Origin of the sequence: Streptomyces zagrosensis, from assembly GCF_014203645.1 — a bacterium.
Classification (GTDB): Bacteria; Actinomycetota; Actinomycetes; order Streptomycetales; family Streptomycetaceae; genus Streptomyces; species Streptomyces zagrosensis.
In genome coordinates, this window is record NZ_JACHJL010000003.1 from 102169 (window position 1) to 117448 (window position 15280).

Consider the following 15280-nt stretch of genomic DNA (forward strand, 5'->3'; position numbering starts at 1 on the left):
ATGGCTGTCTCCTCTTGTGGCTTCGGTCGTGAGGGGGGTTGGTTGCCGGGGCGGCGGATGCTTGGCGGTATCGAGGCCGCCCCGGCAGTCGTGGGAGTTGGTTGGGGCTCAGCGGTGGCGGTGGTGCTGGCCGGTGAGCAGGGTGCGGATGACGACGGCGGCCAGGGCCACGGACACGGCCGCGATGGCGACGGCGGCCAGCAGCGCGGTCAGCACGATGCCGATGGTCACCACGGCGGCGACCGTTCCGGCGCCGACGCTGAGTGAGGGTGCGATGCGGCGGGCCGGTGAGGGCGGGGCGGGTTGCTGGCAGGAGCAGGCCGGGGCGCGGTCGCGTCGGGTTGCGTGGTCGATCGCGTACGAGGTGGGCGACGCGGGAGGCTGCGGGTACTTCGGACGGAACATGGAGATCACCTCTCAGCTACTCGTCTAGTCATGTGTGCCGTTGACGACATCCACGCCGGAGCGCGTGCCGTCCTCGATGGAGGGGGCGAGCATGGTCTTGGAGAGCCAGAAGCCGAACAGGGCGATGACGACGGCGACCCAGAGGCGGACGCCCAGGAATTTGATCGCGGCCCAGACGATGACTCCGAGGATGAAGACCAGGGGCAAGCTGACGGTCACGGGCGGAACCTTTCAGCGGGACTTTCAGCGGATGGGGCAGCGGTGGGTGCGGGCGGCGAGTTCGGCGGCGGCGCGGCTGTCGTAGTCGGCGCAGAAGTCGCAGCGCGGGGCGGTGCAGGCCACGGTGTGCTTTTCTCGGCCGCGCTGGTCGTAGGCGGTGCCGACGCGTACGGGGCCGATGCGGGTGACGTTGCGGAAGCGGCGGGGCATGGTCAGTTCTCCTGACGCGGGGTCGGGCCGGGGAAGTGGCGGAGGATGCGGGCCGCCTCGGTGGGGTTGGCGGTGTGGTCGGCTGCCTCCTCGGCGAGGAGCCGGGCCAGGGCCGGGCGGCCGGAGTCGGCCATCTCGCGGGCGCCGTTGAGGAGTTCGGCGGTGGTGAGGTGGTGTCCGGTCATGGTTCGGGTGTCCCTTCAGGTGAGGTGAGCGGCGATGGCGTCGGCCAGGGGCGCGGGGACGCCGAGACGGGCGCGCAGGGTGTCGGGGTCGATGGGTGATCCGGTACGGGCGAGGTGATCGTCGGCGAGCTTGCGGGCGTGGGTGACCAGCGCGGCGGGGACGCGGGGCGCGGGCAACGGGTCGGCGACCGGGGGCGGGGCGAGGGCTGGCGACGATGGTTCGGCCACCGGTTCGGTGTCCGTGGGGACGGCTGCGGGTTCGGCTCGTGCAGAGGGTTCGGCCACCGCGGGTTGTGCGGTGGTGTGGGCCAGCAGCGTTCCGCCGAGGAAGGCGACGGCGGGCCACCCGGCGACGAGGATGCGGAGCCAGGCCGGTACGTCGCCGAGGTCGAGGAGGCCGGCGGTGGCGATGTTGGCGCCCAGTGATGCGGCCAGGGCGATGAGGAACCAGCACCAGCCCGCTGTCTTGGCCGGGCCCGAGCCCGTACGCAGGCGTCGCCAGGCCGCTACCAAGAGCAGGTCCACGGAGACGGGGTAGGCCCAGGCTTTCCACCCGTGTTGACCGGCCGCCGAGGCGAGGTCGTGCAGGTGGGCGAAGGACAGCGCGGCGGCGATGACCGCTTGCACGAGCACCGCGTCAATCCGCGCCAGGTGAGCTCGCACGGGCAGTCTCCTTCCGGGATGCGGGCATGGCGGGGGTAGGGAGGTGGCGTACGGAGCGGTTACGCCAACCGGCAGCGGGTGTGGATCAGTCGGCGGCGGGGCGCGGCTTGAGCAGCGGTACCGGAGTACTCGCGGGCGGTGCGGCGATATGCGGCCGGGAGGCTTTGAGCGCGGGCAGGTCGGGCGCCAGGTGGGCGAAGTCGCGGCAGGTGGCGGCGGCTTTCGCGAGGGAGAGATAGGGCGTGCGGATGCGGGTCCAGCCGCCGGAGGTGTCTCCGGCGACGGCCAGGCCCGGCATGTCGGGGGCGATGGAGCAGGCCGCGCCGACCGCTTCGGGGGCGATGTCGCCCAGCGCCATCTTGGCCGAGGCTTCGTCGTTGACGCGGTGGCAGACGCGGCCGGTCAACTGGGCCCGCAGCATCGTCGCGCCCTTGCCCAGCTCGGCGCCGAAGCGCTGCCCGCACACCTCCAGGTAGATGCCCGCCGCGCGGCCGAGTTGGGCGAGGCGGATGAGCTGGGTGACCATCTCGTCCCGGCGTTCCTCGTCCTTGCGGGAGGCGACGAGGAAGAGTTCCGCCACCTCGTCCACCAGCAGCACCACCGGAACGGGCCGCTCCTCCTCCGGCAGGCCCCACACATCGGAGGTGATCTCCTCATCCGGGGTGGTGGGGGCGATGCTCTGCCGGGCCTTGATCAGGTCGTAGCGGTCCTCCATCAGGTTGATCAGCGCGGGCAGCAAGTCGCCAGCCTGTGCCGGGTCGGTGGCCAGCGCGGACAGACGCGGGGCGAACGGGGCCAGCTCAACGCCGCGCTTGCAGTCGATGCCGACCAGCGCGACCGGTTGCCGGGCCAGGCCGGATATCAGATGGCGCAGGAACATCGACTTGCCCGACAGCGTCGCGCCGAGCGTGAGCCCGTGCGGAACGGCCCGGTAGTCCCGTACGAAGGGCGTCGCGTCCTCCCGCAACGCCACCGGCACCGACAGCAAGCCGTCGTCAACCTCGCGCGGCATGCGGACCTTGCGCAGTACGTCGTAGCCGACCAGCCGCAACTCCACCACGCCCGGCTTGAGCGTGGAGACGTAGACGGCGTGCACGCCCCAGGCGTGGCGCAGCCGTTCGGCGGAGGCGGCGACGTCCGCCGGTTCCTGGCCCGGTGCCAGGCGCAGCCGCAACCGTAAACCGGTCGTGGACGGGTGGAGCATGCCCCGCCGGGGCGGGACAGGCCGCACCTCGCGGCGGGTGAGCGTGTGCGTGGCCCAGGCACGCAGCCGCGATGGCGGTACGGCCAGCCCGCAGGCGTCCATGACTGATCCGTATGTGCTCATCACTCGGGCGGCGGAGAGCGGCAGGCCGAGCGTGGACCAGTACGCGGCCGGGTGCTTGGCCCGGAGGTAGGCGGCGCCGCCTACCGTCGCGGCCACCGGTCCGCCCACCTCCATCAGCGTCGTCACGTCAGCCATGGGACTCAGGCCGCCTCGTGCGTGCTCAGGGCGGCGGCGGGGGCGATGGCGTCGGCCCTGAAGGCGATCCCGTGCCGCTGCTGCCCGTTGAACACGCTCTCCCACGGCCGGGCGACCAGCCCGATCAGCGTCACGGGCGCACCGAGCGCCAGCCCATCCGTGACCCCGCTCTCCGGCACGGTGACCTGCACCAGGGACGACTCCCCGCCCGCGATGTAGACCACGCCGAGCTTCACCAGCGCCTCACCGCTGACCGCGTCCTTGGCGATCTCACCGGTCTGCCGATCCTTCACCTTCGGTTCCGGTGCCTCGGTCAGCAAGATCGTGGCACCGGACGTCTCGACTCGAATGGAACGCACCTGGTTTCTCCTCTGTCTCGCACGCAATCGCGGGCATCTAGTTGTCTAGATGAGTGGCGGTTTTGAGCCGGCGAATGCCGGGCCCGCGAACCACTGTGCCACACGACTTACCCACTCGTCTATACGAGTATGCGTGATTGGGTGTACGAGTCAGAAGGGGCGGGCGAGGCCGCCACGGGGCGTCAGGTGGCGGGCAGTTGGTAGGCCAGGACGTAGGCGTCCGCCGCCATCACGGTGTCGCACACCTCCACCGCTCGCCCATCGACGTCGTACGCGGTCCGCACCAGGTGAATCACCGGGACGCCGGAGGCCAGCCGGAGGGTGCGCACCTCGGCCGGGGTGGGCATGCGGGCGCGGATCTCCTCGTCGAAGTGGTCCAGGCGATGGCCCATCTCCTCCAGGCGGGCATAGATGCCGCCAGGGCCGGGGTTCGGCTGAGCGATGGGAGTGTTACGGGCCAGGTCCAGCGGCAGATAGGAGGTGGCGAACTCCACCGGCCGGCCATCGAGCAGATACCGCCGACGGCGGGCCAACACCTTGCGGGGCGAGCCGAGCCGGGCGGAGATGTCGGGTGAGGGGCGTTCCTCCTTCACCTCCAGGCCGTCCACCTCTGGGCGACTGCCCGCGGCTTCCGCCTCCACCGTGAACGCCGATTTGCCCTGGTCACGGTGGCGCCGGGCGAACCGGTCGGAAGCCAGCCGCCGCACCGGGGGCCGAGGCCGGACGTAGACGCCCTTGCCGTGCTCGGACACGGCCAGCCCTTCTTGCTGGAGCAGGGAAAGGGCGTTGCGGACAGTCATCCGCGAGACGCCGAAGTGTTCCACCAGCTCCGTTTCCGAAGGCAGCTTGTCGCCCTCCCGGAAACGGCCCTTGTCGATGGCTTCGCGAAGCTGGTCGGCGATCTGCCGGAAGACCGCGCGGTCACTGGTCGGGTCCAGCGCGCCCAGAAGGCCCGAGGCGAGAGGAGGCATGATGCGTACTCCTTTAGGTATCTAGACGAGCGGCTGACCCGTGTTGCTACGGTGGAGAGCCTAGTCAGCCGAGAGGGCAGAGCAACGTGAGCCTTGAGCGCCCGCACTCCGTGAGCGTCGCCGGAGTCATCGTGGACGACGCGAGTCGCGCCCTGCTGATCAAGCGGCGGGACAACGGTAAGTGGGAACCGCCCGGCGGCGTGCTCGAACGCGAAGAAACGATCTCCGACGCACTGCAACGCGAAGTCCTCGAAGAGACCGGCATCAAGATCGCACTCCCGGCGACCTTGACCGGCATCTACAAGAACATGACCGGACTGATCGTTTCTCTGGTCTTCCGGTGCGAGGCGATCGACGGCGCTCCGACCACCGGAGCGGAGACCCGAGCCCTGCGCTGGGCCACCCGCGAAGAGGTAGCCGAGCTGGCTGACGAGGCGTACGCGATCCGCGTCCTTGACGCACTCGACAACGCTTCCCCGCCAGCCGTCCGCGCCCACGACGGCATACGACTCATCTAGCACGAACCCACCGCATATGGCCGCCCACCAGCATGGAGGAACTTGTATGGACGAGTATATGAGTGAACCGCGAGTGTGGGGCCGTATCTGCCCAGGTTCACGAGAAGAGGTCACCCACGCCCGCCAATGGACCCGGGACATACTGCGCGGCCACCCCTGCGCTGACGACGCCGTACTCATCGTCAGCGAACTCACCACCAACGCCCTCACCCACACCGACAGCGGCACCCACCTCGGCGTCTTCCACATCACTCTCACGCTCACATGCCACCGGGTCAGCATCTCGGTCACCGACACCGGCGGAGGCACCACACCGCCCCACCGCGCGAAGGCACCCGCAGGAGCCACCCACGGCCGCGGACTGGACATCGTCGCCATCCTGGCCCGCCACTTCCACGTCACCGGCAACCAGAACGGCCGCACCGTCACCGCCGAACTATCCGCACCCATCCCAGGCGAACGCGGCGGCGACCACACGCCCACGACACACGAGGCGACCCGATGACAACGAACCCCACCCCACACAACGACGGCGAGCAGGACGAACTGCACCGCTACGAGCTCACCGTCTCCATGAACTGGGTCATCCGCACCTGCCAGGACATCATCCGCAACCACAGTCACCGAACGTTCTGGACACCGACCGGAAGCGCCGAAGGAGCAGCATCCACAGACCACTTGATCCGCTCAGCCCGCGAGGACGTACTCAGCAGACTCCAAGCCCACCTGGACGGGGCGCAGGCCATCCTGGCCGCCATCGAACACGAACGCGCCAAGCGCCACCCGGAGCCGCGGAGGGATGAGTAACAACCTTCTCTACAGGTTCAAGGCGCCACGCAAGCGCGGCGCACGCGGCCCGGCTCCCCGGGCCGCCGCTCCTGTCTGCGCCCCGCTCCAGCCCGGTCCACCAGGCCGCGCGACAGCGGCGAGCGCTTTGGGCTGAGGAGACGAGGTCCGTTGTGGCTGGGGGTCGGCTCCACGGCTTTACCCACCTCCCCGATTCGGGTCCCGCGTCGGGCAAGGCCAGGGGGCCACTCGTTCAAATTCCGGGCAGGTCCACAGCCTGCCCGAGTTGCCGGCCAGCGTACGGCCCCCTGACCATGCCCGACCCCAAACCGGGCAGGACACCGGCCAAAGCCGCTCCGCCGACCTCGCGAGCGTGCACCTTCTGGAGCCTCAGTCTTGAGTGCTAATGCGTGGCGTTGACTCCATGACCAGGCCCGGCAGCGCGACAATGGCGATCAAGCCAGCAGGCGCGGTCAACCACCACCACGCGCCCCCGTTGACGGCAGCTGCCGCGATCAAACCGCCTGCGATGAGAAGCATAACGATGGCCAAGGCGACGCTGAATGGATCGTGGTTACGGCTGTCTTCAGCGATCATCTTTCTGATGGTCTCATCGATGTGCCGCGTCAGCTCGTCTTTCATGGTGCTGCTATCCGGAAGGGCGGCGAGGAGTTCGGCATCATGCTTAGCTCGTTCCCGGCTCCGCAGTTCCCTCTTCCTCGCCTGCCAGAGGCCACCGAAGATGGTAAGGACCGCGATTACAAGCGAGACGATCAACTCTGCCGACATGGGCCGCTCCTTCGTGTCTCTTTGCACAAAGTGCGTAGTGATCACGGCGACAGGAGGCGACCGCCGCGCAGCCAACCACGCGGCCCCCGACCTCCTGCCGCGGGCCACTCGCACGTGGTGTTTATGTCTTCGCCCGTGTGTTCTCGGGGCGACACCTTCCTGGAGGCCGTGGAAGTGGACCGACTGTCCACAGGGCCCTTTGGAGCCCTGTCTGCATCCTGGAGTTGTTGGCTGCTGACATCCGCACCTGACATCAACGAGGCCGGACGGCGGCGCACGTTAACGCACCATCCTGACCGCAGTGGCAGCAGCCTACGATGTCCAGCCGTCCCCGTGATCGAACTTGTAAAGCGAAGGTCGTCGGTTCGAATCCGACAGTCGGCTCTGTGCGCGGTTGCGTCGTTGAGCTGCGCTAACGCCCCGGACCGGGTTGGTCCGGGGCGTTTTTGTGGTCAGGTGGGTGGTGGGTCAGCTCGGCCAGGGGCTTCGCGCTGGGGGTTATGCAGGCTGGGGGATGTAGGCCATGCCGTGTGCGCCGGGCTCGGCGCGCTTGGTGACTTCTAGCTGGCCGACGTTGCGCAGCGACTCCAGGTCGATGATGTCCACCGTGGAGGAGACGACGCAGGCAACGTAGCCGAACCGGCCGTCTGCCGATGACGTGATGGTCAGCGGCAAGTGTCCGACCTCGACGCTGCCCAGCCGGTCATGGCTGTCCGCCGCGAACACGGTGAGCCGTCCCGGGGCGTGTCGGCCGAGTGGGGACTCGGGCGTGGTCTCCATGCGGGGCTCCCCGACGAGCAGCCTGCTGGTGGTTGCGTCGGCACCGGCGTCGGCACCGGCGCCGGTGGTGTGGACGGGGATGGCGATGTGGTCGGTGGGGAGGGTGTCGGTGATGGACATCGTCGCCGTGTCGATGACGCGAATGCCGGTGGTCGTCGGCCGCGGGCTGGGTCCGGCGGGGTTGCTTGGCTCGTCGGGCTTGCCGCCGAACGCTGCGTACGGTGCGGCGACGAATACCTTCGATCCATCGGCCGAGACCGCGAGGCCCTCGCTGCCCGGCACCTCGACCTTGGCGGTGAGCGTGCCTCGGTTGAGGTCGACAACGGAGACAAAGGGCGCCTCCTTGTTGCTGGCGTAACCCGTTGTGCCTGTGGGGTCGATGACGAACCAGTGTGGGCCGGGGGCGTCGGTGTCGATGCGCCCGATGGGGCGGCGGGTCGTGGTGTCCACGACCACGACGCCGCCGGGACGGTGGTCGGAGCCTTCGACGCTGACGTAGAGGCGGCCGTGTGCGGCGTCCAGCGCGAGGCCGTGCGGACCGTGTTCGGGGGCGAGGTCGATGACCTCCACGATGCTGCGGGTGGCGGGGTCGATGACGGTGAGTTCGCTGCGTCGGCCGCTGTTGGCGTGGTAGTAGCCCGAGTGGTAGGTGGTGGCGCACCACAGGAGGCGCTGGGTGGGGTCGAAACACAGTTCGTGGGGTTCGGCGGGCACCTCGATGGTGCCGAGGTGCCGGTCGGTACCGGCGTCGAAGAACGACACGGTGGGCCCGCTTTGGCTGACCACCGCCAGGACGTCGCCTTCCAGATGGGCACGGACGGACTGCTGCACGGTCTACTCCCGGTGATGTGGGTGTCCCGCTCTTACGCCGGACAGGACCACTCTCGAAGCCGCACCACCCTGCAAGCAATGCAAAGATAGGCATGGTGTTGTTGCGCTGAGTGGAATAACGGTGCCGGTGTCGGGGAGCGCCCATGGATCTGAATCTGCTACGGGCGTTGGACGCCCTGCTCCAGGAGAACAGCGTTACCCGGGCCGCCGAGCGGCTCGGCACCTCGCCCGCCGCAGCCAGTCGCATGCTGGCGAAGCTTCGCCGGGCCGCGGGTGACCCTCTCCTCGTACGGGCTGGACAGGAGATGGTTCCCACCCCGCGGGCCCTGGAGTTGCGGGACGAGGTCAGCGCGCTCCTCCTGCGCTCCGACGCGCTGTTTGTCCCCTCGGCCTCGTTCGACGTGGCGGGGCTTCACCGTACGTTCACCATCCAAGCGAGTGACCTGTTGCTCACGGGTCTCGCCGCGACGCTGATTGACCACATTCACGCCGAAGCACCGCACGTCAACGTGGTCTTCCTGGCCGAGACGATGGAGGGCGGGCCCGCTCTGCGACAGGGCCACGCCGACCTTGAGTTGGGCGTGCTTGGCCATCTCGATCCCGAGACCCGGGAGGAGACGTTGACGCGGATGCGGATCTTGGCTGTTGCGCGCCAAGGGCATCCCCTGTTTGACGCCCCCATCGACGCGCGCCGCTTCGCCGAGGCCGACCATGTCGGGATCTCCCGGCTTGGCAAGCGCCATGGGCCGATCGACACCGCCCTCGCTCAGCAGGGGTTGCGGCGGCGCGTGTCCGTCGTGGTGCCCAGCTACACCAGCGCCATGCTGCTGGCAGCGAACAGCGATCTCGTCTCGCTGACGCTGGGCGAGTGGTTGGTCGAGACGATCACCGCTCTCGGCCTGTGCACCTTTCCCATTCCGCTGGCTCTTCCCGTGGTCGAGATTGGCATGGCCTGGCACCCGCGGAACACCGCCGACCATGCCCACCGATGGTTCCGCGACCACGTCAGGGCCGTGGTTCTTGGGTCGATGGATGGCGGTATGTGAGGGAGAGCTGACGGCCGAGGTGCGAGCCTTGGCTGGTTGCTGGTTGCTGGTTGCTGGTTGCTGGTTGCTGGTTGCTGGTTGCTGGTTGCTGGTTGCCCGTTGCCCGTTGCCCGTTGCTCATTGCTCATGGAGCGGGCCGCATGGGGCGAGCGGGTCAGGTGGGGCGGGAGAAGTTGGTGGGAGGCGGTGGAAAACCGTTCGCTGGGGTGCGTGAGCGCATGCCACGCTGCCGATGACCTGTCGGTCGTTGCCGGTTGCCGGTCGTCGTGGGTTGCGCGGGCGTCTAGCTCGTTGGTCGTCCGTCTGCCTCCGGTGGTCTTCCATTTCGCTGACCGTTCGCCGTGTTTTTTTGCCTGGTTTTCCCTAGATTGCCTGTATCGCGAGGAGTTCGTCGTGGCCCGTGCCGTCACCCTCATCCGTTCGTCGTCGCTCTCGGACGTCGCCGAGTACGCGTACGCCGCCACCGCTCCCGCCAACGCGCGGCTGATCTTTCTCGCCGGCGCTTGCCCGCTCCACGCGGACGGAAGTACGGCAGCGGTGGGGGACTTCGCGGGCCAGGCGGCCAAGGCCCTGGAGAATCTGCGGGTCGCGCTCAAGGACGCGGGCGCGACGCTTACGGATGTGATCAGTACGCGGGTGCTCGTCGCCTCCGACCGGCAGGCCGACCTGGTGGCAGCCTGGGGAGTGGTCAGGGATGGGTTCGGTGACCACGATGTGCCCAGCACGCTGATGGGCGTCACCGTCCTCGGTTACGACGACCAACTCGTGGAGATCGAGGCCGTGGCCGCCGTGCTCGACTGACGCGGTGCCGGGATGAAGCAGTGCTGGGATGAAGCGGTGCTGGCGTGGCGCGGTGGCTGCCTTGATGCGCGCCGGCGAGCAGGTTCTTATGGCTCACGGGTCCGCTGCTCGGCATCGCCGTCGTCTTCGTCGTAGCTGAGGGCTCTCACCGGCTCGCCGAGCAGGTGCCCGGCGATCGGCACCGTTGTCTCTCACTTCATCTCTTCGTCGCTGACTGTCGTCGTGTTGCCGGTCGTCTCGTACGGCTCGTACGCGTGGTGACGTACGCCACAAAATCCGCCCGCAACTCAGGAATCCATGCTCATACGGGCCGAAACCCTTCACCGCGCAGGCGTTCGGTACCCCGTGGCGGTCCATCCATATCGTTTTCCGAGGGTCGAAGACCCGTCGTTTCCTGCTGGGTGAGGCGATGGCTCATTGGCGGAAGATCACCGTCCGTGGTGGGCGCACCGGGAGCGTGCCGGAGGAATCGCCATCCGTGCTGGTCGCGGACGGTAGCGGCGGCGTGCGGCGGTATGGCTTGACGCCGGGGAGTGATGGGTGTGGGCGCCCTCGTTCATGGCTCCCCGGTGGTGGTCAAACTTGGCTGAAAACCATTCGGCACTGTTCCCTCACTCCGCGTCAGGCACTAGCCATAAGAAGGGCGGGATTTGCCTGCCCTCGTGAGAGACGAGGTGTCATGACCGGTGCACGAGTGGATGAGAATGACGGACTGAGAGGAAAGGCCCGCTTTGACGAGATCTACAATTTGCCTGATCCCCGAGGGTACTTTCGGACGTTGAGGCCACTCGCCTACCAGATTCCACAGCATGCGCAAGAGGTCTTTCAGCAACTACTGGCCGCACGCGTCCTGGCCGATGCGTCCGCCGGGCAACCCGCCGAGCGTCCGCCGACCGTGGTGGACCTGTGCTGCTCGTACGGCATCAATGCCGCGCTGCTGAACCACAAGGTGACTCTGGACGAGCTCTACGAGCGCTATACCGACCCCCAGATAGCCGACCTCACTACGGCACAACTCATCGCTAAAGACCGGGAGTTCTTTGCCGAGCGACGGTTGCCGGACGCTGCGCGGGTGGTTGGTCTTGATGCGGCGGGCCGGGCCGTGACGTACGCCCGTACCGCCGGGCTCCTTGATGAGGCGTTCGGTGAGGACCTGGAGCGTTCGGACCCGGGGCCCGCCCTGCGGCGCGCCGTGTCCCGCGCGCAACTGATCACGGTCACCGGCGGCATCGGGTACGTCACCAGCCGCACCGTTTCCCGATTGGTCGAGGCGGCCGAGGAGTCGGTGTGGGTGGCGGCGTTCGTGCTACGCGGCGTGCCGTACGCGCCGGTGGCGGAGGCGCTGCGCGAGCTCGGGCTCGTCACCGAGACCGCGGGTGCCGAACGCACTTTCCTCCAGCGACGGTTTGCCGATGTCGCGGAGCGGCGGCATGCGATCGCCGCTGTCGTGGCGGCGGGCGGTGACCCGAGTGGCAAGGAGGACGATGGGTATTACCACGCGCAGTTGTACGTATCGCGGCCAGCTGCGCACGCGGCTGCGTACCCGTTGGAGGACTTCGTCGGAGACGGCGGCGCCTCACCCAGGTGAGCCAAATCCCCGCCTCTGCCGCCTCTGCCGGCTTTGTCTGCGCCTGACGCACCTGCTTCTGCCCTGCCCACACCTGTCCAATCTTCACTTGACCGGGCCACACCTGGCCGGATGGCTACCTGACCAGGCCGAGTCCGACCAGGTCGGGTCCTCAAGACCGAGCCCGACAGTCCGGGCTCGTACGCACCACACCTGACCGCACCACACACCTGACCGCACCCGACCAGACCTGACCGCACCCGATCACTCCCGCCTCGCTGTTCGCTGCGGGTTACTCGTTCCGCCGGCCCCCGCTCGTCTCGACCTAGCGGCCCTGCTCGGCCTGTGCCGTCCCGTCGCGCTCTGTCAGGAGTCGGCGGGGCTGGCCGGGGCTGGTGCCTTGGCTGGCGCGTCTGGTGGGGCTTGTGGGGCCGCTGGGGCGGGGGTGGAGCCCGTCAGCCCCACAGAGCCCGTCAGCCCCACACGGTGCGGGCGATGGCCGCGCCGGCGAAGGCGGCGCCGAGGCCGGCGAGCAGTGTGGCGGCGACATTCGCGGCGGCGATACGCCGATGTCCGGTCTCCGCGAGCCGCAACGTCTCGTACGAGAAGGTGGAGTACGTGCTGAGCGCCCCGCACAGTCCCGTACCGAGCAGCGCTTGGAGCCGTGAATCGGCCGCACCCGCCGCCACGGCGCCGGTAACCAGGCCGAGCAGCAGACTGCCCACCACGTTGACCAGGAACGTCCCCCAGGGGATGACGGTGGTGTACCGGGCGCGCACTTGTTGGTCGGTCAGATAGCGCAGGGGTGCGCCCACCGCCGCGCCGATCATGACGAGAAGCCAGGTCATGCCGCTGATCGCCGCCCTCTGAGCGCCCGGTCGGTGGCTGCCACCGCGCACCACACGGCGATCAGGGCCGCTAGCGGGGTGAGCGCCAGGTAGCCGACGGCGGTGCTGGTCTTGCCGTCGTGGATGAGTCGCTCCACGTCCACGGCGTACGTGGAGAAGGTGGTGAAGCCGCCGAGCACGCCGGTGGCGGCGAAGGGCCGCACGAGCGCGGGTGCCTTCCATGCCTCCTGGAGGACGACGAGGAAGACGCCGATCAGCGCGCAGCCGATCACGTTCACGCTCAGGGTCGTCCAGGGAAAGCCGCCACGCGATGTCGGCCAGGCCAGCGCGGCCCCGTATCGGGCGGATGCCCCCACCACGCCCCCGGCGGCGACCACGGCGAGCACTTCCCACCGGGTACCTGCCCGGGGCCGCCCGAGGAAAGGGGGCAGGGGAGCGGGCTCGCCGGCAGTCTGCGCCCCATGTGGGGCGTCCGGCGGGGCCGTGTCCTCGGCTGGCCTGGTTGCGCCATCGTCGGGCGGGGGCGGTGGTGGGGTGGGTGGCCCGCCCAGCGGGGGGTGGCGGGGGTCGTGCACGGGCTGTCTCCTCCTCATCGGGCCGAGCGCCGTGGGCCCGGGGGACGGTGGGCCCGTCGCCGGGGTGGTTCATCCCGGGTCGGACTCGCCCGGGTCTGCCACCAGCAGCACCCACCAGAGCATGTGCCACTCAGCTGTGGCTCTAGCGTGGAGATACCGTGGCGCCGGCCGTGCGCGGGCGCGCCGAACGGGCGCGGGGAAGCATTTCGCGCCACCGGACTGCGCATGCTCGGGCAAGGCCGAGTAAGAATTCCGTAACTGACACTTACTTGCCAATCTGGCAGTGCAGCTGTCCACAAGCGGACAGTCCAGAGGTCAAAGATCACTTAGCGTAGTGATGCGTGTGTGTCATGTGGATGTTGGGGCGTCTCGTGGCACACGTTTCGGCCGTCAGCGGCAGGTTGCTGACAGGCGCGTTGCGCCTTCGGGGCGGTGCCGTGACGGACCCGGTACACAAGGGCGTCTTTGCCATTTCTTTGCCTTTTGGTGTGCGTTGACTGGGTCGCGGCCAGCGAACTAATCTCGCGGCGCAGTGGGTGGGTTTTCCCCGTCACGAAAGTAGTCCCGCTCCTGGCTGAGTTCATGGCTGCGTTCATGGGCGAGTTCATGGGTGAGTTCATGAAGAACGAGTGGCGCACAGGTGGACGCGAAGGCGGATTGGATCACGCAGCCCGTCATTGCACTTTCAATCATCCGGTATCTACTGTCACTGCGGCTGATTTGATCAGCCTGCGTGTTCGAAGCGTTCTCGACGCGTCTCGACGCGTTCGAATGAGTGCCGCGCCGCGCATCGCATGGGGGAGTCATGGCAGAACTGGCGACGATGTCACAGAGCACGGATACGAGCCCATATACGAGCCCGCTCGAAAGCCCACCGCCAAGCCCACAGCCACATCAGCAGCCACATCCGCAGCCGAACTTGTATGCGGGCCCGCAGCCCATCCGGTCGGCAGGCCCGCACTTGAGTGTCGCCAACAGAGCGCGTGGCGGCTCGTACGCGCACCCCACCAGTGGCCTGCTGCCCCACCCGCCCCCGGCGCTCCATCCGGGTTCGCAGGGGGACCCGATCTCGGGTGTGCACAGGCGGTTGACCGTCATCCCGGACGCGGGCTGTGCGGCCCACTCGGGCGCGGCTGTGCGCAGCGGGGCAGCGACGGAAGCGGGCCCCGGGTCCGCGGCGGCGGCCAGCGAGGCGGAACGGGAGGTCGCTGGTGCCGCGTACGCGCATCCCGCGGACGCACCGCGCCGCCTGGAAGGCGTTTCGCGTGACCGTGCCGACCGGGTGCGTGGCAACCGACTCCGGGCCGACCTGTCCGTCCTCGACGGCGGTGCTGACGGCCGCCACGAGGGCTTGAGGGAAAAGAGGGGCAAGCAGTCCGACCGGCTTGTTGGTGGCCGGTGGGATATCGACCGCCGCGATGGCGACCGATCCGCTGGCCCGGACGCCGTGGAGGTCGCGCTGCGGCAGGTCTGCGAGCTGATCGAGTCGGCCGTTTCGATACACCGGCGCAGCGCTGATCAGCCCACTCCGGTGGTGGTCGCCAACGATGGACCCGTCGTACGGCACACCGTCGAGCAACTGCTCGCCGGCGCCCAGCACAGTGTGAGCGTCACCGTGTCGAGTTGCCCGGAGCGGGCCCAGCTCATCGCTCCGTTGTTGGACCAACTCGCCATCGCCAGCGAGCGGGGCGTCACGGTGCGCATGCTGTGTGCCGCGGACTCGCTGGATTCGCTGGGCATCACGGCGGCGGTGCGGCGCGGTTTGGTGAGCCATGAGGTACGCGTCGAGACCGGTGACCTACAAAGCGGGGTGATGGTGGACGGCAGGACCGCGTTCGTCCGCTCGGGCCCCGAGCGGACGGAGCGCTACGCCTCGGTGATCGAGGACCCCGCGTCCGTGCGCGTCCTTGACCTGATGTTCGCCGCCGCCTGGCGCACCGCGATGCCGGTCGCCGAACACCTGCGACTGGCCGAGCGGCTGCGCTCCGATTCGGTGCGCAAGATTCTCGACCGGCTGCGCGCCGGGCGTACGGATGACGTCGCGGCCAGGGAGATCCAGGTGTCGCTGCGTACGTATCGCCGTCATGTTGCCGCGATCATGCGGGATGTGGGGGCCAACTCCCGTTTTCAGGCGGGCGTGCGGGCCTACGAACTCGGGCTGCTCGGCCCGGCGTGATGAAGGTGTGCCACCGGTTGCCGCTGGGGGATGGCGAGGCTGGTGTTCGCGCCCGCCTACCTGTCCGCAGCATTGGGTGTGTTCGCGTA

The 15280-nt window shown here is 68.6% G+C and carries 19 protein-coding genes; 7 read left to right on the forward strand and 12 right to left on the reverse strand.

Going from position 1 to position 15280, the window contains the following annotated elements:
* Window positions 1-108: 108 nt before the first annotated feature.
* From FHS42_RS07250 to FHS42_RS07285, 8 genes are all read right to left on the reverse strand, one after another.
* Window positions 109-405, reverse strand: a complete 297-nt coding sequence (locus FHS42_RS07250) for a hypothetical protein (protein WP_184570008.1) — start codon at window positions 403-405, stop codon at window positions 109-111.
* A 24-nt stretch (window positions 406-429) separates the two neighbouring features.
* Window positions 430-624 carry a hypothetical protein gene (locus FHS42_RS07255; protein ID WP_184570010.1) on the reverse strand — a complete coding sequence of 65 codons (195 nt, stop codon included), beginning with the start codon at window positions 622-624 and terminating at the stop codon, window positions 430-432.
* Window positions 625-648: 24 nt separating this feature from the next.
* Window positions 649-840, reverse strand: coding sequence for a mobile element transfer protein (locus FHS42_RS07260; protein ID WP_184570674.1), 192 nt, complete (start codon window positions 838-840; stop codon window positions 649-651).
* Window positions 837-1019 (reverse strand): hypothetical protein, encoded by a 183-nt coding sequence (locus tag FHS42_RS07265; RefSeq protein ID WP_184570012.1) that lies wholly within the window; start codon window positions 1017-1019, stop codon window positions 837-839. The genes FHS42_RS07260 and FHS42_RS07265 overlap by 4 nt, the downstream gene beginning before the upstream one ends.
* Window positions 1020-1034: 15 nt before the next feature.
* Window positions 1035-1682: a DUF2637 domain-containing protein gene (locus FHS42_RS07270; RefSeq protein WP_184570014.1), complete on the reverse strand. Its 648-nt coding sequence runs from the start codon at window positions 1680-1682 to the stop codon at window positions 1035-1037.
* An 85-nt stretch (window positions 1683-1767) separates the two neighbouring features.
* Window positions 1768-3144, reverse strand: coding sequence for an FtsK/SpoIIIE domain-containing protein (locus tag FHS42_RS07275; RefSeq protein WP_184570016.1), 1377 nt, complete (start codon window positions 3142-3144; stop codon window positions 1768-1770).
* A 5-nt stretch (window positions 3145-3149) separates the two neighbouring features.
* A complete protein-coding gene (locus tag FHS42_RS07280; RefSeq protein WP_184570018.1) occupies window positions 3150-3503 on the reverse strand; it encodes an SCO3933 family regulatory protein in 354 nt (117 codons plus the stop codon).
* A 182-nt stretch (window positions 3504-3685) separates the two neighbouring features.
* Window positions 3686-4474 carry a GntR family transcriptional regulator gene (locus FHS42_RS07285; protein ID WP_184570020.1) on the reverse strand — a complete coding sequence of 263 codons (789 nt, stop codon included), beginning with the start codon at window positions 4472-4474 and terminating at the stop codon, window positions 3686-3688.
* A 110-nt stretch (window positions 4475-4584) separates the two neighbouring features.
* Between FHS42_RS07285 and FHS42_RS07290 the strand changes: the two genes are divergently transcribed.
* The 3 genes from FHS42_RS07290 to FHS42_RS07300 are packed head-to-tail and all read left to right on the forward strand — an operon-like array spanning window position 4585 to window position 5799.
* Window positions 4585-4992, forward strand: coding sequence for an NUDIX hydrolase (locus tag FHS42_RS07290; protein ID WP_184570676.1), 408 nt, complete (start codon window positions 4585-4587; stop codon window positions 4990-4992).
* Between the two features lie 58 nt (window positions 4993-5050).
* The gene (locus tag FHS42_RS07295) at window positions 5051-5497 is read left to right on the forward strand and encodes an ATP-binding protein (protein ID WP_246494360.1); all 447 of its coding nucleotides are present in this window, start codon (window positions 5051-5053) and stop codon (window positions 5495-5497) included.
* Entirely contained in the window at window positions 5494-5799 is a 306-nt protein-coding gene (locus FHS42_RS07300; RefSeq protein WP_184570023.1) for a hypothetical protein, read from the forward strand. Before FHS42_RS07295 ends, FHS42_RS07300 begins: the two co-directional genes overlap by 4 nt.
* Before the next feature lie 369 nt (window positions 5800-6168).
* Here the strand turns inward: FHS42_RS07300 and FHS42_RS07305 are convergent, their stop codons facing one another.
* A complete protein-coding gene (locus FHS42_RS07305) occupies window positions 6169-6567 on the reverse strand; it encodes a hypothetical protein (RefSeq protein WP_184570025.1) in 399 nt (132 codons plus the stop codon).
* A 498-nt stretch (window positions 6568-7065) separates the two neighbouring features.
* Window positions 7066-8178: a YncE family protein gene (locus FHS42_RS07310; RefSeq protein WP_184570027.1), complete on the reverse strand. Its 1113-nt coding sequence runs from the start codon at window positions 8176-8178 to the stop codon at window positions 7066-7068.
* Between the two features lie 143 nt (window positions 8179-8321).
* On the opposite strand from FHS42_RS07310, the gene FHS42_RS07315 reads away from it, so the two are divergent.
* The 3 genes from FHS42_RS07315 (at window position 8322) to FHS42_RS07325 (ending at window position 11613) form a co-directional block, all read left to right on the forward strand.
* Complete coding sequence (locus FHS42_RS07315; protein ID WP_184570029.1) at window positions 8322-9224, forward strand: LysR family transcriptional regulator; 903 nt, start codon at window positions 8322-8324, stop codon at window positions 9222-9224.
* A gap of 393 nt (window positions 9225-9617) precedes the next feature.
* Window positions 9618-10025 carry a RidA family protein gene (locus FHS42_RS07320; protein WP_184570031.1) on the forward strand — a complete coding sequence of 136 codons (408 nt, stop codon included), beginning with the start codon at window positions 9618-9620 and terminating at the stop codon, window positions 10023-10025.
* Between the two features lie 778 nt (window positions 10026-10803).
* The gene (locus tag FHS42_RS07325) at window positions 10804-11613 is read left to right on the forward strand and encodes a hypothetical protein (RefSeq protein WP_246494361.1); all 810 of its coding nucleotides are present in this window, start codon (window positions 10804-10806) and stop codon (window positions 11611-11613) included.
* 452 nt (window positions 11614-12065) lie between these two features.
* On the opposite strand, the gene crcB (FHS42_RS07330) is transcribed toward FHS42_RS07325, so the two are convergent.
* Together crcB (FHS42_RS07330) and crcB (FHS42_RS07335) are read right to left on the reverse strand one after the other, a co-directional pair.
* Window positions 12066-12440 (reverse strand): fluoride efflux transporter CrcB, encoded by a 375-nt coding sequence (crcB, locus tag FHS42_RS07330; RefSeq protein WP_184570041.1) that lies wholly within the window; start codon window positions 12438-12440, stop codon window positions 12066-12068.
* The gene (gene crcB, locus FHS42_RS07335; protein WP_376772540.1) at window positions 12437-13015 is read right to left on the reverse strand and encodes a fluoride efflux transporter CrcB; all 579 of its coding nucleotides are present in this window, start codon (window positions 13013-13015) and stop codon (window positions 12437-12439) included. Before crcB (FHS42_RS07335) ends, crcB (FHS42_RS07330) begins: the two co-directional genes overlap by 4 nt.
* Before the next feature lie 961 nt (window positions 13016-13976).
* Between crcB (FHS42_RS07335) and FHS42_RS07340 the strand changes: the two genes are divergently transcribed.
* Entirely contained in the window at window positions 13977-15191 is a 1215-nt protein-coding gene (locus FHS42_RS07340) for a helix-turn-helix transcriptional regulator (RefSeq protein WP_184570045.1), read from the forward strand.
* Window positions 15192-15280: the final 89 nt, after the last annotated feature.